The organism is Candidatus Flexifilum breve (assembly GCF_016713355.1).
The window spans coordinates 45158-66247 of sequence record NZ_JADJPI010000004.1; the positions used below are offsets into that span (position 1 = coordinate 45158).

Below are 21090 nucleotides of genomic sequence, written 5' to 3' on the forward strand. Positions count from 1 at the left end.
GTCAGTGTGGATGAAGGTAAAAATGCCAACTCCTGCCGCTCGTCTTCAAGCGCTTCCGCCGTATCCGTTCGCCTTACTCACGCAGCGGGTGCGCGAATTGAATCAACAGGGCTTTGACGTGATCGGACTTGACATCGGCAGCCCGGATATGCCGCCGCCCGAAGCGGTGGTCGAAGAACTGTACCGCTCGGCACGCGAACCCGATCATCACGGGTATGCGGGTTATAAAGGCACACCGGAGTTTCGCGTCTCGGTCGCACAGTATTATGAGCGCCGCTTTGGCGTGAAGGTCGACCCGGAAAAGCAGGTGCTGCCGCTGCTGGGGAGCAAAGAAGGCATTGTCAACCTGAGCCTCGCGTATCTCGACCGGGGCGCCATCGCACCCGTGCCCGACATCGGCTACCCGGCGTATTCGATGGGCGCGCTGCTGGCAGGCGGTGAAGTTTACTGGCTGCCGACTCGCGAGGAAAACGGGTATTATCCGGAGGTTGAGAACATCCCGGCGGACGTGCTCCAGCGCGCCAAACTGCTGTGGATCAACTACCCGAACAACCCGACTGGCGCAGTCGCGGACTTGGCCTTCTACAAACGCATGGTCGATTTCTGCCGCCAGCACAATATTCTGCTGGCGTCGGATAACCCGTACTGCGAAGTCACCTTCGATGGCTATGTGGCAGGGAGCGCGCTGCAAGTCGAAGGCGCGATGGACAGCACGATTGAGTTTGTGTCGTTCTCCAAGTCGCACAACATGGCGGGCTGGCGGCTCGGCGCAGCGGTGGGGAACGTCGACGCGATCAAGACGCTGCTGACGGTAAAAAGTAACGTGGACAGCGGGCATTTCCAGCCGATCTATGATGCGGGAATTATGGCGTTTGATGAAATTCCGCAAGAATGGATTTATGAGCGCAACCAAGTGTATCAGCGGCGGCGGGACAAGATTGTCGCTGCCCTGCCCCAGATCGGGCTCAGCGGGCACACACCCCAAGGATCGCTGTATGTGTGGGGGCGCGTTGAGAATGGGTTGGGCGATGGCACCAAGTATGCCGAAGAAGCGCTGATGAAAGCGCATGTGTCGGTGGCGCCGGGCGGCATTTACGGGCCGGGGGGCGCGAATTACGTCCGCTTTAGTGTGGGCGTGCCCGACGCACGTCTGGACGAAGCGCTTGAACGTTTAAAGAAGTGGTACGGGACTCGATGAATCAACTCCAATTTGAACAAGAACAGGCGATCGCAGTCGGCGTTAACCTCAAGGGAAGCCGCCCCCTGCTGTCGATGGAAGACTCGCTTTCAGAATTGAAACTGCTCGCCGATACTGCCGGAATGGCGGTAGTCGGACAAATAACTCAGAATGTCGGCAAAATCGACGCGGCCACGTTCGTCGGGTCAGGCAAGGTCGAAGAAATCAAAGATGCGCTGCTGGGGACGGGCGCAAAAACGGTGCGGTTCGACGACGAACTGTCGCCGCGGCATCAGCGCGAACTCGAAGAAGTGTTTGGCGAAGAAGTGAAGGTACTGGATCGTTCAGCGCTGATCCTCGACATCTTCGCGCAGCACGCCAAGACGCGTGAAGGCGCGCTGCAAGTCGAACTGGCGCAGTACGAGTATCGCCTGCCCCGGCTGACGCGCATGTGGACGCACCTTGCCCGACAGGCGGGCGGCGGCGGCGGTCGCAGCGGCAACGGCGGCGTCGGTTTGCGCGGCCCGGGCGAAACGCAGCTCGAAGTCGACCGCCGGGATATTCGGCGGCGCATCAGCAAGCTGAAGGAAGACCTCGAACACGTGCGCGAACATCGCAGCCGCCACCGCACCCAGCGCGAACGCACGGGCGTGCCGCTCGTGGCGCTGGTCGGGTACACAAACGCGGGCAAGTCAACGCTGCTGCGGGCGTTGACCGGGGCGGACGTGTATATCGCGAACCAGTTGTTCGCAACACTCGATCCGACGACGCGGCGCACCGATTTGCCGAGTGGGCGACAGGCGCTGATCACGGATACGGTCGGCTTCATCCAGAAGCTGCCGACGACACTGATCGCGGCCTTTCAAGCGACGCTCGAAGAGATCAAAGATGCCGATGTGATCCTGGTCGTGGCAGATGTGAACCATCCGAACGTCTTGCAGCATCTGGAAACTGTGGAAGACACGCTGGCGGAGATCGATGTGCCACCCGTGCCGCGCGTGCTGGTCTGGAACAAGGTTGACCAGTGGAAGGGTGACAAAGCCGAACTGCCGAAGCCGGAAAACGCGGCAGATTACGTGGCGCAGGTCGCGGTTTCCGCGACCCAAAACATCGGGTTGGAGAAGCTGCTCGGCGCGGTCGAAACGGCGTTGAAGGCGGCACTGCAAAAGACGAAACTGCTGATTCCGTATGAACGTGGCGATCTGGTATCGCTGCTGCACGAGACGGCCTCAGTCGAAAAGCAAGAACATACGGAAGGCGGCGTGCTGCTCACGCTCAAGCTGCCGCAAGATATGCATGAACGGTTCAAAGCGTACCGCGTTTAGAGGAGTTGCATCGTGTTCAAAGGCATTGACCGCTCCAGTACCCTGGCTCGCTTCCTCGAAGGCCTGTCCGCTTGGCTGGCCAAACGGCGCGGCCTGCCGATCGTGCTCGGTGTGCTGCTGATCATCGTCAGCTTTGTGGTATCGCTGATCGGCGTGAATTCACCATCGCCGCTGCTGGATGTCGTATGGTCGGTGACGCACCATCTGGGGATCATCATTGCGCTGATCGGCTTGCTGCTGGTGCAGCCGCTGGGGAATTAGGTAACCTCCCCCTAGCCCCCTCTCCGAAAAGAGGAGACGGGGAATCGGCTGGCACGCGGGCGAGGCAAGCCTCGCCCCTACAGACGCAGTCATTAGGAGAATGGCCTCACCCTCATTCCCTCTCCCAAGGGAGAGGGAGGAAAGATAAACCTCACCCCCAGCCCCTCTCCTAGAGGAGAGGGGAGAAAGAAACTAACGCCCCTCTGATGAGGGGTGAATTGTGTATGGAGCAAACGGAAGAACATGGCAGCAGACATCGCATACCGAGTGCTGAGCGAACCGGAGCAGTTTGAACACGTCATCGATCTGGAGATTCGCGTGTGGGGCATTGAGCCCCGCGATGCCGTGCCCTCGACAATGCTGCGAGCGCTGCAACATGGAGGCGGGCTGATCAATGGCGCGTATTTGGGCAATCAGCTGGTCGGCATGGCGGTCATGTACCCGATTCCGCTGGCGGGACGGCTGGTGCAGTGGTCGCATATGGCGGGCGTGCATCCTGAATATCAGAAATACGGCATTGGGCGCGGACTGAAGCTGCAGCAGCGCGCATGGGCGCTGGCGAACGGCTACGATGAAATCCGCTGGACGTATGATCCCCTGCTCCGTGGCAACGCAAACTTCAATCTGCGCAAGCTCGGCGCAACATTTGACACCTACCTAATCAACTTTTACGGCATCATGACGGACGCAATCAACGCCGACGGGCTGCCTTCGGATCGCGTGGAGGCGGTGTGGCGACTGAATGATGCGCGAGTGGTCGCGCTGGTGAACGGCGAAGCACTCGAACAGACGGTGGACTACCCGGCCTTGCTGCAGCGCGACGAGCACGGACAGCCTCAGATCGTCGGCGTGGCGGATGGCAAGGCCGTGGGCTATCGGGTGCAGCTCCCGCAGCAGATCAAGGGGCTGAGTCACGATACGCTGGTGGCCTGGCGCTTGGCGCTGCGTGCCACCCTGCAGACAGCCTTTGCCACAGGCTATGCCGCGGTGGACTTTCTGGCAGATGAAGCAGCCTACATTGTGCACAAAAGATAGCTTCAGAACTCGGTACGCCTATCTGTTGCATGATCCCCCAAGCTTCGTATAATTCATCCTCTGTTGTGGATTAGCTACAAAAGTGGAGTTCAGGAAGATGCAGAAACGTTGGCTGGTGCTGCTCACCATTGCGCTGCTGCTGTTCGTCGTACCGGCGATCACAGCACAGGACACCCCGCTCCCGGATCTCGGGGGACGTGAAATCACGATTGCGGTCGAAAACGCCTACCCGCCCTACAACTTCATCAACGAAGACGGCGAAGCGGTCGGTTGGGATTACGACACGTTCAACGACATTTGCGAATTGATCAACTGCGTGCCTGTGTACGTCGAAACGGCGTGGGATGGCATGCTGGTCGCGATTGCCAACGGCGAATATGACGTGGCGGCGGACGGCATCACCTACACCGAAGACCGCGACGAAACGGTCGATTTCTCGTCGCTGTATCAGGCGTACGATGAAACACTGCTCGTCCGCGAAGGCGAAGACCGCTTCACCAACGCCGACGAATTGCTGGCCATCGAAGACGCCTTCGTCGGCACGCAGATCGGCACGACCAACGAAATCACCGCGCTGAGCTTCTTCCCGGCGGAACGCGTGAACTCGTTTGACACCTTCGGCGCGGCGATTCAGGCGCTGCTCAATGGCGATGTCGACGCGGTGCTGGTGGATCGTCCGGCGGCGGAAGGCTGGATCGAGTCACAGGGCGGTCTGATGACGCTCGAATCCTCGATTGGCGATCAGCAAGGTCTGGCGTTCGCCTTCCCCAGCGGCAGCGACCTCGTCGAACCGATCAACGCGGCAATGGCGGCTCTGCAGGCCAGTGGTCGCTGGGATCAGATTTACACCCGCTGGTTCGTGACGCCGGAAGTGCCGGACCTTGAAGGGCGCGAACTCACGATTGCGGTCGAAAACGCCTACCCGCCCTACAACTTCATCAACGAAGACGGCGAAGCGGTCGGTTGGGATTACGACACGTTCAATGCCATCTGCGAACTGCTGAACTGCGTGCCCGTGTACGTCGAAACGGCGTGGGATGGCATGCTGGTCGCGATTGCCAACGGCGAGTACGACGTGGCGGCGGACGGCATCACCTACACCGAAGACCGCGACGAAACGGTCGATTTCTCGTCGCTGTATCAGGCGTACGATGAAACACTCCTCGTCCGCGAAGGCGAAGACCGCTTCACCAACGCCGACGAACTGCTGGCCATCGAAGACGCCTTCGTCGGCACGCAGATCGGCACGACCAACGAAATCACCGCGCTGAGCTTCTTCCCGGCGGAAAACGTGAACTCGTTTGACACCTTCGGCGCGGCGATTCAGGCGCTGCTCAATGGCGATGTCGACGCGGTGCTGGTGGATCGTCCGGCGGCGGAAGGCTGGATCGAGTCACAGGGTGGCCTGATGACGCTCGAATCCTCGATTGGCGATCAGCAAGGTCTGGCGTTCGCGTTCCCCAGCGGCAGCGACCTCGTTGAGCCGATCAATGCGGCAATGGCGGCTCTGCAAGCGAACGGCGTGTGGGACGACATCTACGAGACGTGGTTCGAAGCAGAATAACCTCCTAACATCGCCTGAGGCGGATCAAGCAGTTGATCCGCCTCTTTTTCTAGGATCGCACAATGGCCCAAAACAACCCTGACCTAGCCGCACCCAGAACCTTCTTCGACGGCAGAGGCCTCGTCCGCAACATCATCATGCGGCGGAGCTGGTTCATCGCCTTCATCCTGATCGACATCTTTGTGCTGTATTCCATCTTCAACAGCGAAGTGATGATCGAAGCCTGGGATTACATCGTCGTCGGGATCGGCGTGACTGTGCAAATCACGATCTTGTCGTTTCTCCTATCCCTGGTCATCGGTTTGATCGTGGCGCTGGGTCGCATCTCCAAAAATGTCATTATTTACAACGTAACTACCCTTTATGTGGAGCTATTCCGCGGGCTGCCGCTGCTAGTGATCATCCTGATCTTCGCCTTCGTGGTCACGCCGGCGCTGGTCGATTTGATCGCAGGTACAGAAACACTGCCCGGCATCCCCTTCTTAGACAATTTCATTCAGAGCATTGTGGGCATTGACCCGGCCGTGATCGATACGACGACGCTGCGTGCGCGCGATATTGACCCGGTGGTGCGCATCGTACTGGCGTTCGCGGTCACGTATGGCGCGTTCATGTCAGAAGTGTTCCGCGCGGGCATCGAAAGCATCGGCAAGGGACAAATGGAAGCGGCGCGCTCGCTGGGTATGACGTATGTCGAAGCGATGCGCTATGTGATTCTGCCGCAGGCGATTCGCAACGTGCTGCCCGCGCTGGCGAACAACTTCATCCTGCTGCTGAAGGACACCTCGCTAGCTTCAGTGGTCGCCGTGCCGGAAATTTCGCATCTCACCCGGCAGTACGCCAGCAACCGCTTCCGCTATCCGGAAGGCTTGCTGATTCTGTCGTTCATCTACGCCAACGTCACGATCCTCATGTCGTTGGGCGTGATCTATCTCGAACACCGTTTGCAACAGGATAAACGCGATGAATGAAGCTGCCGCCATAGAAAGCAAGCCCGGTCAGATCGAAGAACCGATCATCCGCATTCGCAACGCGACCAAGCACTTTGGCGCGGTCAAGGCGCTGCGTAACGTCAGCCTCGACATCTACGCGGGCGAAGTAATCGTCATCATCGGGCCGAGCGGCTCGGGCAAGTCAACGCTGCTGCGCTGCATCAACCGGCTGGAAACGGTGAATTCCGGCGAAATCTGGGTGGAAGATGTGCAGGTCAACAGCCCGAAGTGCGACATTAACCGCGTGCGCGAAGAAGTCGGCATGGTGTTCCAGTCGTTCAACCTGTTCCCAAATTTGAGCGTGATGGGCAACCTGATGCTGGCGCAGACGGTGGTGCGCAAGCGCAACCGCGCCGAAGCCGAACAGATCGCGCGGCGGCTGCTGGTCAAGGTCGGCATTCCGGAAAAAGCCGACGTGTTTCCGGCGAAGCTTTCCGGCGGGCAGCAGCAGCGCGTGGCCATTGCCCGGGCGCTGGCGATGAACCCGAAGATTATGCTGTTCGACGAGCCGACCTCGGCACTCGACCCGGAAATGATCAAAGAGGTGCTGGATGTGATGCTCGACCTCGCCCGCGAAGGCATGACGATGGTCGTGGTGACACATGAGATGGGGTTTGCCCGCGCGGCGGCGAATCGCATTATCTTCGTGGATCACGGCGAGAAGATCATCGAAACGACGCCCGCGGATTTGTTCGAAAATCCGCAGCATGATCGCCTAAAGCAATTCTTGGGGAAGATTCTGTAAAGACAAACCTCACCCCCTAACCCCCGCTCCTAACAGGGGTAGGTTTTCAATTGTAGGGACGAGGCATGCCTCGTCCTCCTTTGCCAAAACAACCGTCACCCTATTGGCTAAAACCTTCTTTTGCTTTCACGGATGGCAGGCTTTTCATCCAATCCAGAGAAAAACAGGACGAGGCATGCCTCGTCCCTACAGGGGTTTTGGCGAAAGAAACGCGCATTCCATTGGGAAGCATTAAAAACCTACCCCTGACAGCTAATCCCCTCTCCTAGACGAGAGGGGGAAAGACGACCCCTCCCCGAATTCAGGGAGAGGAGAAAGCAACATCCGCACAGGCAAACGTTAGTCAGAATCCGCGCAGTGTAGAGCGAACCTCACCCCTGCCCCTCTCCCAAAGGAGAGGGGTTTTGTTTGACTGGGTTAGTTTTGGATTTGCGCCCAGTAGAGTTCCGGGGCGAACATGGTGTGGACGAAGATGCGCATGTCTGGCGTGATGACAAGGCCAGCGAGCGGCGCGGTCAGGTCGGTGTAGAGGACGATTTCGACGTCGGCGTTGGAGCAACCGCCGTTTTCAAGGCAGGTCTGCGGGTTGACGCGCCCGACGACACCGCGATTCGCCAGCGAGTAGGCGAAGTAGAGATTACCATCCGGCGCGAGTTGAAGCCCCGTTGTGTTCTGCAAGCCGCTGACGAGCACCTGAGTCTGATCGGTGGGCGCGGCGGTCGGCGTGGCGGCAGAAGCCAGATCGTCCAGCGCGTACCACTCAATGGCGCGGCGGGCGCTGCCGTTGTTGGCGACAAACACATGTTCGTCGGTGTTCACGATGCCCGTGGGCGAAGAGAGACCTTCGAGCACGGAGGTGACATCACCTGAACGCGACACGCGGGTGATCGAGTTGCCAAGCAAATTGGTGATGAGGAAATCCTCGTCACTGATGGCGGTGATGCCCCACGGCCCGTTCAGGCCGGAGGCGACACGCTGCATGCCGAGGCGAGTCACCTGCTTGAGGTTGTTCTCCTGATAATCCGGCACCCACAGATGCATCTGGCGGTCGGAGCCTTCATCAATGTACAGGGTGTGAGCGTTCATGACGCCCCAGATGTAGGTTGCGGTCAGGCCGCTCTCGGAATTGATCTCGTAGAGCGTGCTGTCACCAGTACAGGCGACATACAGGTTGTTGTTGAACAGCCCGATCCCGTTGGGGCGCTGCACGTTCCCGGTTAGGATGTGCAGTTCATTCTGCGTGAGCGGTTCGAGTTCCGCTGATGCCGAAGCGATTTCGGTCACTTCGGGCGCGGGCGTAGGGGTTTTGGTGGGCGCGGGCGCGCTGTCCTGCGCGTAGACGGTCAGCAGACCAAAGACAAACACGAGGCAGACTGCCCCGATCAACGTGAAGCGGCGCATACGACTCCTAATTCTTGACGGCGGTGAGCGGCACGGTGACGGTGAACGTCGTACCAACGCCCACCTGACTGGTGAGCGTTACTTTGCCGTGGTGGTTCTCCACGATGGTCTTGACCAAGCTCAACCCCAAGCCCGACCCGGTGACGTGTTCTGTCCCCTTCTGGTTGGCGCGATAGAAGCGATCAAAGACCCGCGGCTGGAGTTCCTCCGCGATACCGACTCCTGAATCTTCAACTTGAAACACAAGCGTACCGTTTTCTGCGCGAACGCGCACCCCTACCGAGGCGCCTGAGGGAGAGAATTTAATCGCATTCTCAACTAGATTGATGATGGCACGCTCAAACTGGTCAGGATCGCAGGCGAGCGCAGGCAAGTCCAGCGGGACATCGGCGACGAGTTGGATGCGGCGGTCGGTGGCGAGCGCGGCCATTTCGTCGAACGCGCGGTCGACAATCTGCGCGGGGGGGCAATAGTCAAAATTACGCGCGCCGATTTTGACGCGTTCCAGGTCGAGGATACCGCGGATAATGCGGTTCATGCGCGACAACTGCTTGTCGATTTGCGTGATGGAGTCGTCGATTTCGGAGTTGTGAATATCGGCGTCGGTGAGTTCGTCCTGCAAGAGTTCGAGGTTGGCCATCGCCGCTTGCAGCGGGTTCTTGAGGTCATGACTGGTCATGCGCACCATCTCGCTCTTCATGCGATCCAGCTCTTTGAGCTGGGTCACATCGTTGAGGACGGCGACCCACCCGCTGATGCGGCGCGGCGGGTAGCCGAGCGGCGCGAGATGGCAGAGGTAGAATGTATCGCCGAGGGCGAGTTCGTAGGTGTGCGCGCGGCTGCGGCGAATATCGCGGAAAAGCTGGCGGGTGGGCAGCGCATCCGGCGGAATTTGCCCGACGAGGGGGAGATCGTCGCGCACAGGGAACAGGGCGCGGGCGGCGGGGTTGGCGAAGATCAAGCGGTAGTCGCGGTCGACGGCGACAACCGGGCTCTCGGTGCTGGAGAGCACCGTTTCAAGCTGACTGCGCGCGTATTCGACCTGCCGATTCAGCTCCTGCTGTTCTTCGAGCAAATTGCTATGGACGATGGCGACGACAGCCTGGGCCCCGAGCAATTCGAGCAGATAGACATCTTCACGTCCGAATAGGCGCCCCTGCCGACCCGCGACGACCAGCAAAGCGCCGACGGGCTCATCGCCATGAATGAGCGGCGAACACACGAGCGAGCCAAAAGTCTCTTTGGCGAGGGGGAGATCGTCGGAGCCACGCCAATCACGCGCATAGTCGTCGAGCGCGACGGATTGGCGGGTCTGCACGGCGCGTCCGGCGATGCCCTGCCCTAGCGGCATCTGGACGGTCAAGTAGCTCGACGGGAGGTTGTAGACATTCGCCAGTTGAAATACGCCGTCATGGTGGAGGAAGATGCCCACGCCATCGGCTTGTAACAGGGAGGCGGCTTGCCGAGCGATCTGGTTGAGGAAGCGCATCAAGCGAGGCCTGCCGGGTGATCGCGAGGTTGAGGCGCTGAATCGCTTCAACCTGCGAATTGCGTTCCGCCAGCGGGCGCAGAATCTCCAGCTGCAAAATGGCAAAGCTGATGATCAGCGAGGCAAAGGCAGAGATGCCAAGCGAGAGATCGGTGATGGTCAGTTGGGGATTGAGGAAGCTGACGCCCTGCCCCACGACGAACAGAATTAGGCCGAAGCGCAGCATGCTCGACCGGATTTTGCGGTAATAGCGCCAGAGCAGGAGCAGCGTACCGCCGCCAAACAGCACAAAAAACACGGCGGGCAGCACCTGCGGTTGTTCGGGCATGGCCGTAGACGGGACGACGAGAAACAAGCGATAGACGAAAATGACCAGCAGCGAGGCGAACGTCAGCCAGCGGAAGCGCAAGGCAAAGCTGCGCACGAGCACGACAGTCAGCGCGTACAGAGCGACGCTCGACCCGGCAAAACCGAGTTCGACAAAGAGCACCGCCGCATTTCGCAAACCGGGATCGACTTGATCGAGGAGGCCGAGCGCCTGATAAATGAACGAGCCGCCGTTCCAGAAGCACACGAGCAGCATGAACACGCCGAAAAACTGGTTGAGTTCCTTGCGGCGGTCGCTCCACAGCACGATGAGCAAGAAGCTCAGCGCGAGGGGGAGCGTGAGACCACTCAGCAGGAGGGTAGGCGTGTTGAGTTCAGTCGCAGGCGCTAAATCCGATCAATACTTGGCGAGGCAAGATCACGCTAACCCCCCGAATAACGGGAAGTCGGTTTGATGCCAGTAGAGCATGGAATTGCGTCCCTACGAGAAAATTATCTTGTCACGCCTCAGGATCGCGATAAATCGCGTCCGCAAACTCAAAAGCCGACCAGGACAAGCTGCTTCATAGTGTTCTACGCACGTACCGGCAAGCGCCTCGTCCCTATATTCAGAACAGCAGGCTGGCGCAAAAGGGATTTAGCCTCACCCCTAGCCCCTCTCCCCAGGGAGAGGGGAACACGAAGCGCCGGGTCAGGCTTTTTTGGACTGCTTTTCGAAGCGGTAGCCGATGCGATGTTCGGTCAGGATGTAGAGCGGGTTGGCGGCATCCTTCTCAATTTTGCGGCGCAGTTGGCTAATGTAGACACGCGGGTAGTACACGTCGTTGACGTATTCGTGTCCCCATACCTGTTCCAGCAGATCCCGCTGCGAGACGACCCGCCCGGCGTTTTCGAGCAGCACGGCCAACAACTTGAACTCGGTGGGCGTAAGATGCTCTTTGCGGTTGTTGACGTGCACCTGCCGCCGATGAAGATCGACGCTGAGGTAGCCGTCATCATAGCGCTGGTCGCTGTCAGAGCTGGCGAGGCGCATGCGGCGCAGCAGCGCGTCGACGCGGGCGACGAACTCGTCCAAGCGGACGGGTTTGATCAGGTACTCGTCCGCGCCCGCGGTTAAGCCGTCGATCACATCCTCTTCGGTGACGGCCTGCGCGGAGAGCATGAGGATCGGGACATCGGAAACGTCGCGAATCCGTCGGCAAACCGTCAGGCCGTCAATGTTTTCTGGCATTACAATATCCAGTATGACGATATCAGGCCGTTCGGCATAGAAGACCCGCAGGGCTTCATTGCCATCCTGACACAGAAAGACATCATACCCCGCGCGCTTCAGCTTCTTGCCGAGCGCATCGCGGATCGCTTGCTCATCATCTACAATCATAGCTTTCATGGCGCTTACCCCTACGACGAACGGTGCTTATGGCTATAATCTTGCTCAAGAACGCTTGCTTTTTCGATTAAGAAAGGGACGTGATTGATGGTACAGTACAGGAAAATTGTCCTGGTGCTGCTGGTCGTGCTGGCGCTCATCCTCAGCGCGTGCAATCTCGGCGCGGGTAATCCAGCCGAAGAAACGCTGCAGGCGGCCACGACAACCGGCGGTCCAACCGGACTACCAACGCGAACGCCAGCCACAACGAGCGGCGCGCCCACCACCTTGCCGCTCACAACGAACCCAACGCGGGTCAATCAACAGATTCCGCCGACGGCGGTCGTAATCGTCCCAGCGACTGTGCGTCCGCTCCCAACGATCCCGTCTGTGCCTGTCAATATCGTAATCCTATCGCCCGTTCCCGGCAATGTGGTGGCGGGTGGGATCACGATCTTCGGGTCGGCAACCCACCCCAACTTCCTCCAGTATCAAGTGGAATATGGGCCGGAACCGAACCCGGGCAACCTGTGGTACCCGGCGACGCCGGCAATTACCACACCCGTATCGAACGGCGTGCTCGGCGGGTGGACCACATCGTCGATCCCTGACGGCACGTACCAACTGCGTCTGCGCGTGTTCCTGCGCGATGGCACGCTGCTGACGACGGTCGTCAATGGCATCCGCGTGCAGAATTTCCGCCCGACGCCCGTGCCGTCGAATACGCCGCAGATCGAACGGCCGATTGCCGCGTTCAACGTGAACACCGCGACCGGCCAAGTTCCGCTGACCGTGAACTTCACGAACCAATCGAGCGGGCAGATCAACTCGATTCAGTGGAATTTCGGCGATGGCACCACATCGACGGAGGCGAATCCGAATCATGTGTTTGCCAATCCCGGCCTGTATACCGTGACACTCACCGTCTCGGGTCCCGGCGGATCAGCCAACGTATCGCGACAGATCAGCGCGCAGAGTCCGAGTGCTCCGGTCGCGGGCTTCACGCTGGATCGCACCAGCGGGGTCGCGCCGCTGACGATCCAGTTCACGGATCAGTCGACGGGGACAATCAGCGCGTATGCATGGAACTTCCTCGACGGCACGGGCAGCGCCGAACGCAACCCGGCGCACACCTTCAACATCCCCGGCACGTATAACGTGCTGCTGACAGTGATCGGCCCCGGCGGTTCGTCGACCGCGGTGCGGCAGATCACGGTAACCAGCCCGGTGCCGCCGACACCAACATGGACACCAACGTTCACCTGGACGCCGACGACCGTGCCGCCGACGCTCACCTTCACGCCGACTACAACCACCGTGCCGCCGACGTTCACCTTCACGCCGACGAATACGGATGTGCCGCCGACCGCCACGAACACCGATGTGCCGTCCACGGCGACCGAAGTCCCGCCCGATGCCCAGTACAGCTTCGCCGTCGACGCGGTCAATCCGCTGGCAGTGCAGTTCTTTGATCTGTCGACAGGGCCGATCACGTTCTGGCAGTGGGACTTCGCTGATGGCACCACGTCGAACGAACAGAACCCGATCCATGTGTACGCGGCAGGCGGCACCTACAATGTACGCCTGACGGTCGCGAATTCCAGCGGCGCGTCCGACTTCATCGACCAAGCCGTGACCGTCGTCGCGCCTCCGACCGCGACGCTCGAACCCACTGCGACCAACACGGATGTACCTGCGACGGCAACCGAAGTCCCGCCCGATGCGCTCTACAGCTTCGTCGTCGATCCGGTCAACCCGCTGGCGGTACAGTTCTTCGATCAGTCAACAGGCCCGGTCACCTTCTGGCAATGGGATTTCGGCGATGGCTCGACCACTAACGAGCAGAACCCGATCCATGTGTACGCGGCGGGCGGCACCTACAATGTGCGCCTGACGGTCGCCAATTTCAGCGGCACGCCCGACTTCCTCGACCAAGCCGTAACCGTCGTCGCGCCGCCAACCGCCACGCCTGAACCGAGCGCAACCAACACGGAAGTCCCGCCGGTGGCGAACTTCACCTTTGCCCCCGTGGGTGGTGACCCGCTGACGATCCAGTTCACAAACCAGTCGACAGGCAATATCGGCTACTATGAGTGGAATTTCGGCGATGGCTCGGGCGTGAACGAACAGAACCCGATTCACACCTTCCCGACACCGGGCACGTATAATGTGCGCCTGTTCGTCGCAACATCGGCGGATCCGGGTGCGCCGAGCGCGGAGACCACGCAGGTGGTCACAATCGAGACGCCGCTGACGGCAAGCTTCAGCTTCGCGCCGGTCGAAGGCAGCCCGCAGTCGATCCAGTTCTCCGACCTGTCGAGCGGCAACATCGCGTTCCGCCAGTGGGACTTCGGCGACGGCACGACCTCGAACGAACAAAGCCCGCTGCACGCATATGCGGCAGGCGGCGATTACACAGTGCGCCTGACGGTCAGCGACCCGAGCGGCGCCTTTGACACGGACGAACAGTTGGTGTCCGTGACCGCTGCGCCCACGCCGACGGAAACGCCGACGACGGAGCCGACGGTCGGCGCGCCGAGCATCGTCATGCAGACGCCAGTGCTGCCGGATCTCAGCCAGATTCTGGCGAACCTCGGCAACATCTTCAACAACGGTGTGGCGATGGGCAACTCCGCGCAGGTGTTCTCGCTAGCTGGTGACGACCTGTTCGAAAATCGCTTCGACGCCGGGCTACCGCTGCTGACCCCGTTTGGCACAGCCCAGTTCAACCTCGGCGAGAATGGTGACCTGCAAACCGTGATCAACTGGTATAACGCGGTCACGCTGGCGGATGGCACGAACAGTCTGGTGCATGAGTCGCAGGCGATTGGCAGCGACCGCCGCTCATACGACCTGCTCGACTCGGGCAACGTGAACCAGAGCCTGTGCCCCGGCGGCGCCAACGTCCTCGCCTGCGAACTGCAAGCGGTGAAGCCCGCGATCCTAATCATCTCGGTGGGCGCCAACGATGCGCTTGATCCGGGTCGCGATATGTCGGCGTTCCGCAACGACCTGCAGCAGATCATCAATACCGTGATCAGCAACGGGACGATCCCCGTGCTGATGACCACCCTGCCACGCAATGACGGCTTCGTGTCACAGGAGACACTCAATGCGATTAACGAGCAGATCATCGACGCGGCGAACGCGAACATGATCCCGCTGATCAATGTGTATCGCGGCCTGAGCGAACTGCCGAATGCGGGTCTGGACGGCGACAATGTGTCGCTGAGCGTCTCGCCGAACGGCGGCGGCAGCCTCGCGGTCAGTGATGTGACGACCTACGGTGTCAACGCGGTCAATCTGTACATTTTGCGGACGCTGGAGCTGCTGCGCAGCAGCTTGTTCCCGGCGTAGTACAACCTCACCCCCTTGCCCCCTCTCCGAGTGGAGAGGGGGATTAGCCTCACCCCTCAGTCCCCTCTCCCAAGGGAGAGGGGAAGAACAAGCACCCCATGGCAGCGCTGGCTGACGACATCCATACGCTGACGGGGAGGCTCTATCCGAAGCTGACAACTTCAGGTATAAAAGGACTCCAATGCACGATGGAGTTCCCTATGCGACGATTCACTTGGCTGATATTACTGACGTGGGTTCTGCTCGCCGGATGCACAACCAACGATCAACCCTCACTGATCGTGTCACTGGTGGTCGATGGGCAGGAACGCGCCTACCCGCAGTCCAACCCGATCACGGTGGGCGAGTTCTTGACGCAGGTTGAGGTCGAACTAGGCACGCTGGATGATGTGACCCCGCCGCTGTACACCCAGATCAGCGATGGGATGCGCGTCACGGTGGTGCGCGTCAGTGAAACCGAGGACTGTTCCACGACAGATATCGCCTTCCAAGAGCGGCGCGTGCCGAATGAAGGGCTGCCGCCGGGTGAAGAACGCGTCGTGCAAGCGGGACAAAGCGGCGTCGAAGAAACATGCTACCGCGTCCAGATTCGGGATGGCGTGCGGCAGGAACCAGTGCCGATTCGCAGCACGATCATCACCGCGCCCGTGGATGCGGTCGTCTCGTACGGGCCGACGGGCGAACTCGACCCGGTGCAAATCGGCGGGACGCTGGCGTATATCAGCAATGGCAATGTGTGGATTATTCGCGGGAGCAGCATCGACAAGCGCCCACTCACGACGACAGGCGATGCCGACAACCGTGTGTTCGCGCTGACGGACGATGGACGACAACTGCTCTTTAGCCGGGAAACTTCAAGCGAGGACGGCGGGACATTCAATCAACTGTGGCTGATCAACGATACGACGGGCAGCGGCGACGCGATCGCGCTGGTGCCGGAGAACATCATCTCCGCGGATTGGGTGCCCGGCGAGGAAAACACGATCAGCTATTCGACGGGCGAAAAGACGGGTGAAGCGCCCGGCTGGCGCGCGAACAACGACCTATGGATGATGCGGATTGACACCAACAGCGGCGAATCGCTGAATGCGCGGTCGTTGGTCGCGGCATCGACCACGGGGCTGCTCAGTTGGTGGGGCACGACATTCGACTGGTCACCGGACGGGCAGCGACTCGCCTGGGTGCGCGCCGACTCGATGGGGCTGGTCGACCTCAGCTCGGGGTTATTCAATACGCTGCTGACGTATCCCGTGTTTAACACGCGGCAGCCGTGGTCATGGCGGGCGACGGTGTCATGGTCGCCGGATGGCAACCTGATTTTGACGACCGTGCATGGCCTCCCCATTGGGAGCGAATCGGCGGAAACGAGCCCGGCGTTTCATGTGGCGATCACCGAGACGGCCGGAGCCTACAGCGCGGATGTCGTGGAAAATGCGGGCATCTGGTCGAAGCCGCAGTATTCCCCGCTGGTCGCGGAGAACACGGGTTATATCGCTTATCTGCGCGCGCGTGATCTGTCGAACAGCATCAGCGGGAGCGCGGAATACGATCTGGTGGTGGCGGACCGGGATGGCAGCAATGCGCGGGTGTTGTACCCGGCGGCAGGGCAAGCGGGAATCACCGCGGATGCGCCGTTCTTCACGTGGAGTCCCGATGGCCAGCAGATCGCGTTCATCTACGGCGGCAATTTGTGGGTTGTGGACGTGGAGTCGGGCATCGCCAACCAGATCACGCTGGATCGCGGGGCGAGTCACCCGGTGTGGACGCGGTAGCCGATGAAGCCCCCTCACCCTCTCCGAAAAGAGGAGAGCAAGCAAAGAGGACGAGGCATGCCTCGTCCCTACCACCCCTAACAGGATTTCCCCTCAGAGGATGGCATGAGACGAGACATCATCATTGCGCTGGTAGCGCTGATGGCGCTGTGCGGCAGCAGCGTCGCGGCGGCAGGTACAGCGCGCGAACGCGATGAACGCCTGCGCGGCTATGTCGATGCGACGCAGACGGCGGATTTGCCGTTTCGACAACCGCTGCTCGGCGTAAACGCGGAACTCACGCAATACAATGAGCAAGAACTCGCCCAACAGCTCGATTTGATGAAAGCAGCGCAGGTGCACTGGGTGCGGCAGTTTGTGCGCTGGGATGAGATTGAGCCACAAGCGGGTGCCTACGATTGGTCGGCGTGGGATCGGATTGCGGCGGCGTTTGCGGGGCGCGATCTGAAGCTGGTCGCGGTGCTGATGAATAGTCCTGAATGGGCTGCGGGCGAGGCAAGCCTCGCCCCGACAGATGCCTCTCATAGATCGGCGGCGCCCGACGATCCGGCGGCGTTCGCGCGGTTTGCGGCAGAGTTTTCAGCACGCTATGGGCAGACATTTGATTTCTATCAGATCTGGGACGAGCCGAACCTTACAGCGGCCTGGGGAGGCTATGAACCGCGTGCAGCAGACTACGCAGCGCTGCTGCAGGCCGCCTATGCCGCGATTCACAGTGCAGACGCCGGGGCGACGGTAATCGCGGCAGCACTCGCGCCGACGACGGAGAATACGGCGCTCAACATCAGCGATGTGACGTACTTGGACGATCTGTATCGCCTTGGCGCAGCGGACTTCATGGATGCGGTCGCCGCGAAGCCGTACGGCTTTGATCGACCACCAGAGGACTACACGGTAGATCCCAACGTATTGAATTTTTCAAGGATCGTGGCGCTGCGCGACATCATGCTGGAGTACGGCGACGGCCAGAAGGCGCTGTGGGCGTCGGCGTGGGGCTGGAACAGTCTGCCAGCTGATTGGACGGGCGCACCGTCGATCTGGGGGCAAGTCACAGCCGATGAGCGGGTGGCGTACACAGTCGGAGCACTGGAGCGCGCGGAACGAGAATGGCCGTGGATCGGTGGGATGATCCTACGACAGTGGCAGCCAGTCGCCCCGCCCGACGATCCGCAGTGGGGGTTCGCGCTGGTGGATCAGCGGGGAGAAGCAACGCCGCTGCTCAACGCGCTAATTGATCGTCCACAAGTCAATGCGGCGCAGAACGGGCTGTACTTCCCAGCGAATCCGTATACCCGCTACAGCGGCGTGTGGACATTCGGGGAACTGGGCGCGGATATCGGGTGGATCAACGACAGCCAGTTTGAGGTCGACTTCGTCGGATCCAGCGTGGCGCTGCTGCTGCGGCAGGGCGATTATCTGGCGTTCCTCTACCCCACGATTGACGGACGGGCGGATCTCGCCAACGCCGCGCCGCGTGACCCGAACGGGAATGCCTTTATCAACCTGCGCAGTGGATCGGAACTACCAGAGTTAGCCCTCGTAGCCGTGGCACAGGATCTCGGGAATGAAGCGCATACGCTGCACGTCGTGGCGGATCGCGGATGGGATCAGTGGGCGCTAGCGGGCATTGCTGTGAGTTCGGGCGATCTGGCTGCACCGTATAACCGGCAGATCGGCGTCGCGCTGGTCACGGCAGCGGTGAGTTTGGTCGCTGCGGGGCTAGCGTTGGCGCGGATCAACTGGTCGCCGCTGTGGCAGCGGCTGGGAAAGCTGTGGTCAGCGCTCGGCGGCGTCGGGCAGTTGGTGCTGAGTGTTGTCACGTCGCTGGCGGTGATGATCGGCATGCTGCTGACATGGAACGACGCCGTACCGAACGTGTTCCGGCGCGAACCCGTTCAGCTCGGGCTGGCGCTGGTTACAGCAGGTCTGATCTATATACAGCCCCATATGGTGGTGACGATCCTCGCGTGCCTCGTGTTGTTCGTGATCGTGTATCACCGCGTGGAACTCGGCGTAATGCTGGCGCTATTTTACGCCCCGTTCTTCCTGTTCCCGGTGGAGCTGTATCTGTTCGCGTTTCCCATGGCGGAACTGGTGATTCTCATCACGGCAGCGGCGTGGGGCTTGAAGATGGTACAAGCGTTAGCGCCGAAAAAAGCGAATTTCACCCCCGGCCCCTCTCCGGAGGGAGAGAGGGAATTAGCCTCACCCCCTAACCACCTCTCCGAAATGGGAGAGGGGGAAGACGCCTCACGACGCTAGATTGGGGGGTGGTGGCGCTGGTGGTGTGGAGTGTGCTGTCGGTGCTGTGGGCGGCGGATCGCGGTAAAGCGATCACCGAGTTGCGCGTCATGGTCATTGAGCCCGCCCTGCTCTATCTGATGCTGCGAACGACAGCGCGCGAAATCAAAGATCTGCTGCGGGTAGTCGATGTGTTCGTCATCGCGGGCGTAATTGTGTCGGTCATCGGCTTGGTGTTATTCGCCAGCGGGCAAGGCGTGATCACCGCGGAAGGCGGCGCGCAGCGGTTGGCGAGCGTGTACGGGTCGCCAAACAACGTCGGCTTGCTGATCGGGCGGTGCTTTCCATTCGCGCTGGCGTTCGTGCTCGCGCCGCTTGACCGAGCGCGGCGGCTGTTCGGCCTGGGTGCGCTCGGCGTGATGGGGATCGCGGCGGTATTGAGCCAAAGCGCGGGCGCGCTGTTCATCGGCATTCCAGGGGCGGCGCTGCTGGTGCTGCTGCTGGCGCTGCGACGACGGGCACGATTAGCGGTCGTTGCGCTAGCAGGCGTAGGCGCGGCAGTGTTCGCGTTGGCCATGCAGTCGCCGCGCTTCGCGCGGGTGGTTGATTTCGGCGAGGGCACGAGCTTTTTCCGCGTGCGGGTGTGGCAAAGCGCGCTCCAGATGATCGCCGAGCGGCCGCTGACGGGTTGGGGACTGGACCAGTTCCTGGATGCGTTCCGTGGGCAATATATGATGCCGGATGCCTGGCAAGAGCCGAGCCTATCACATCCGCACAACTGGATCCTCGACTGGCTGGTGCGCTTGGGCGCGGGCGGGCTGCTGATCTTCGTCGCGGTTCAAGCTGCCTTCTGGCAGACGACGATCCGCGTGTACCGCGCACAACCGGAGATACTGCGACTGGCGCTGATCATCGGGGCGATGGGCAGCATGCTCAACTTGCTGGCGCACGGGCTGGTCGACAACAGCGTATTCGTCCCCGACCTCGCGGTAATTTTTATGTTTTTGTTGGGGATCGCGAGCAATCTACACAGACAACCGCCCAGTTCTCTGGTAGACTCGACTCAGGTAATCAGTCAGGAAGGATAGGTCCGACTTGCGCGTTCTCATCACTGGAGCAGCCGGATTTCTCGGCTCTCATCTCTGTGACCGCTTCTTGAACGAAGGTCACACGGTTATCGGCATGGATAACGTAATCACGGGCAATCAGCGAAACATCGCCCATCTGGCAGGCAATGCCAATTTCAGCTTCATTCGCCACGATGTGTCCAACTACATCTTCGTCAAAGGACCACTGGATGCGGTGCTGCACTTTGCTTCGCCCGCCAGTCCAATCGACTATCTGAAATTCCCGATCCAGACGCTGAAAGTCGGCGCGCTGGGCACGCATAACGCACTCGGGTTGGCGCTGGCCAAGGAAGCGCGCTTCCTGATCGCGTCGACATCGGAAATCTACGGCGACCCGCTGGTGCATCCGCAGCCCGAAACCTACTTCGGCAACGTGGATACGATTGGCCCGCGCGGGTGCTACGACGAAGCCAAGCGCTTCGCCGAGTCGCTGACGATGGCGTACCATCGCGAACACGGGCTGGCGACCCGCATCGTCCGCATTTTCAACACCTACGGGCCGCGCATGCGTCTGGATGATGGCCGCGTTGTGCCCAACCTCGTCGGGCAGGCGCTCCGGGGTGAACCGCTGACCGTGTACGGCGACGGATCACAGACCCGCAGCTTCCAGTACGTGAGCGACCTCGTCGAAGGCGTGTACCGTCTGCTGCTGAGCGACTTCGCCGAACCGGTCAACATTGGCACGACCGAAGAAATGACCGTGCTGCGCTTCGCGGAAATCGTGAACGAACTGACGGGCAACAAGGCCGGGATCATCATGAAGGAGAGCGAACGCATCAAGGGCGACCCGCAGATGCGCCGTCCCGATACAACTCGCGCCAAAGAAATCCTCGGTTGGCAGCCGAAAGTCACGCTGGCGGAAGGTTTGCCGCCGACCGTGGCGTACTTCCGCGACGTCATCTAAGCTG

At 60.5% G+C, this 21090-nt stretch carries 16 protein-coding genes; 12 read left to right on the plus strand and 4 right to left on the minus strand.

Annotated features, from left to right (window positions below):
- Window positions 1–22: 22 nt before the first annotated feature.
- From IPK17_RS00875 to IPK17_RS00905, 7 genes are all read left to right on the plus strand, one after another.
- A complete protein-coding gene (locus tag IPK17_RS00875) occupies window positions 23–1198 on the plus strand; it encodes an aminotransferase class I/II-fold pyridoxal phosphate-dependent enzyme (protein ID WP_343415779.1) in 1176 nt (391 codons plus the stop codon).
- Entirely contained in the window at window positions 1195–2502 is a 1308-nt protein-coding gene (gene hflX, locus IPK17_RS00880) for a GTPase HflX (protein WP_343415780.1), read from the plus strand. The genes IPK17_RS00875 and hflX overlap by 4 nt, the downstream gene beginning before the upstream one ends.
- A 12-nt stretch (window positions 2503–2514) precedes the next feature.
- On the plus strand, window positions 2515–2763 hold the full coding sequence (locus IPK17_RS00885) for a hypothetical protein (protein WP_343415781.1): 249 nt from the start codon (window positions 2515–2517) through the stop codon (window positions 2761–2763).
- Window positions 2764–3006: 243 nt separating this feature from the next.
- Window positions 3007–3798, plus strand: coding sequence for a GNAT family N-acetyltransferase (locus IPK17_RS00890; protein WP_343415782.1), 792 nt, complete (start codon window positions 3007–3009; stop codon window positions 3796–3798).
- Window positions 3799–3895: 97 nt separating this feature from the next.
- Entirely contained in the window at window positions 3896–5362 is a 1467-nt protein-coding gene (locus tag IPK17_RS00895) for a transporter substrate-binding domain-containing protein (protein WP_343415783.1), read from the plus strand.
- 62 nt (window positions 5363–5424) lie between these two features.
- On the plus strand, window positions 5425–6333 hold the full coding sequence (locus tag IPK17_RS00900; RefSeq protein WP_343415784.1) for an amino acid ABC transporter permease: 909 nt from the start codon (window positions 5425–5427) through the stop codon (window positions 6331–6333).
- Window positions 6326–7099: an amino acid ABC transporter ATP-binding protein gene (locus IPK17_RS00905; RefSeq protein WP_343415785.1), complete on the plus strand. Its 774-nt coding sequence runs from the start codon at window positions 6326–6328 to the stop codon at window positions 7097–7099. Before IPK17_RS00900 ends, IPK17_RS00905 begins: the two co-directional genes overlap by 8 nt.
- A gap of 417 nt (window positions 7100–7516) precedes the next feature.
- Here IPK17_RS00905 and IPK17_RS00910 read toward each other — a convergent pair whose 3' ends face one another.
- From IPK17_RS00910 to IPK17_RS00925, 4 genes are all read right to left on the minus strand, one after another.
- Window positions 7517–8500, minus strand: a complete 984-nt coding sequence (locus IPK17_RS00910; protein ID WP_343415786.1) for an NHL repeat-containing protein — start codon at window positions 8498–8500, stop codon at window positions 7517–7519.
- 7 nt (window positions 8501–8507) lie between these two features.
- The gene (locus tag IPK17_RS00915; RefSeq protein ID WP_343415787.1) at window positions 8508–9989 is read right to left on the minus strand and encodes an ATP-binding protein; all 1482 of its coding nucleotides are present in this window, start codon (window positions 9987–9989) and stop codon (window positions 8508–8510) included.
- Window positions 9910–10632 (minus strand): hypothetical protein, encoded by a 723-nt coding sequence (locus IPK17_RS00920; protein ID WP_343415788.1) that lies wholly within the window; start codon window positions 10630–10632, stop codon window positions 9910–9912. Before IPK17_RS00920 ends, IPK17_RS00915 begins: the two co-directional genes overlap by 80 nt.
- A 375-nt stretch (window positions 10633–11007) precedes the next feature.
- A complete protein-coding gene (locus tag IPK17_RS00925) occupies window positions 11008–11706 on the minus strand; it encodes a response regulator transcription factor (RefSeq protein WP_343415789.1) in 699 nt (232 codons plus the stop codon).
- Between the two features lie 87 nt (window positions 11707–11793).
- Here IPK17_RS00925 and IPK17_RS00930 point away from each other — a divergent pair, with 87 nt between their 5' ends.
- The 5 genes from IPK17_RS00930 to IPK17_RS00950 all read left to right on the plus strand — a co-directional run bounded on the left by IPK17_RS00930 (window position 11794) and on the right by IPK17_RS00950 (window position 21086).
- Window positions 11794–15042: a PKD domain-containing protein gene (locus tag IPK17_RS00930; RefSeq protein WP_343415790.1), complete on the plus strand. Its 3249-nt coding sequence runs from the start codon at window positions 11794–11796 to the stop codon at window positions 15040–15042.
- Between the two features lie 200 nt (window positions 15043–15242).
- On the plus strand, window positions 15243–16814 hold the full coding sequence (locus IPK17_RS00935; RefSeq protein WP_343415791.1) for a G5 domain-containing protein: 1572 nt from the start codon (window positions 15243–15245) through the stop codon (window positions 16812–16814).
- Between the two features lie 105 nt (window positions 16815–16919).
- Entirely contained in the window at window positions 16920–19076 is a 2157-nt protein-coding gene (locus IPK17_RS00940; protein ID WP_343415792.1) for a beta-galactosidase, read from the plus strand.
- An 11-nt stretch (window positions 19077–19087) separates the two neighbouring features.
- Window positions 19088–20143 carry an O-antigen ligase family protein gene (locus IPK17_RS00945; RefSeq protein WP_343415793.1) on the plus strand — a complete coding sequence of 352 codons (1056 nt, stop codon included), beginning with the start codon at window positions 19088–19090 and terminating at the stop codon, window positions 20141–20143.
- 7 nt (window positions 20144–20150) lie between these two features.
- Window positions 20151–21086 carry a UDP-glucuronic acid decarboxylase family protein gene (locus tag IPK17_RS00950; protein WP_343415794.1) on the plus strand — a complete coding sequence of 312 codons (936 nt, stop codon included), beginning with the start codon at window positions 20151–20153 and terminating at the stop codon, window positions 21084–21086.
- The last annotated feature ends 4 nt before the right edge of the window (window positions 21087–21090 follow it).

Excerpts from the sequence above, each read along its gene's own strand:
- IPK17_RS00910 (WP_343415786.1), bottom strand. The coding sequence starts at position 8,500 with ATGCGCCGCTTCACGTTGATCGGGGCAGTCTGCCTCGTGTTTGTCTTT.
- IPK17_RS00940 (WP_343415792.1), top strand. The coding sequence starts at position 16,920 with ATGAGACGAGACATCATCATTGCGCTGGTAGCGCTGATGGCGCTGTGC.
- IPK17_RS00935 (WP_343415791.1), top strand. The coding sequence starts at position 15,243 with ATGCGACGATTCACTTGGCTGATATTACTGACGTGGGTTCTGCTCGCC.
- IPK17_RS00930 (WP_343415790.1), top strand. The coding sequence starts at position 11,794 with ATGGTACAGTACAGGAAAATTGTCCTGGTGCTGCTGGTCGTGCTGGCG.
- hflX (WP_343415780.1), top strand. The coding sequence starts at position 1,195 with ATGAATCAACTCCAATTTGAACAAGAACAGGCGATCGCAGTCGGCGTT.
- IPK17_RS00915 (WP_343415787.1), bottom strand. The coding sequence starts at position 9,989 with ATGCGCTTCCTCAACCAGATCGCTCGGCAAGCCGCCTCCCTGTTACAA.
- IPK17_RS00905 (WP_343415785.1), top strand. The coding sequence starts at position 6,326 with ATGAATGAAGCTGCCGCCATAGAAAGCAAGCCCGGTCAGATCGAAGAA.
- IPK17_RS00890 (WP_343415782.1), top strand. The coding sequence starts at position 3,007 with ATGGCAGCAGACATCGCATACCGAGTGCTGAGCGAACCGGAGCAGTTT.
- IPK17_RS00895 (WP_343415783.1), top strand. The coding sequence starts at position 3,896 with ATGCAGAAACGTTGGCTGGTGCTGCTCACCATTGCGCTGCTGCTGTTC.
- IPK17_RS00900 (WP_343415784.1), top strand. The coding sequence starts at position 5,425 with ATGGCCCAAAACAACCCTGACCTAGCCGCACCCAGAACCTTCTTCGAC.
- IPK17_RS00925 (WP_343415789.1), bottom strand. The coding sequence starts at position 11,706 with ATGAAAGCTATGATTGTAGATGATGAGCAAGCGATCCGCGATGCGCTC.
- IPK17_RS00875 (WP_343415779.1), top strand. The coding sequence starts at position 23 with ATGCCAACTCCTGCCGCTCGTCTTCAAGCGCTTCCGCCGTATCCGTTC.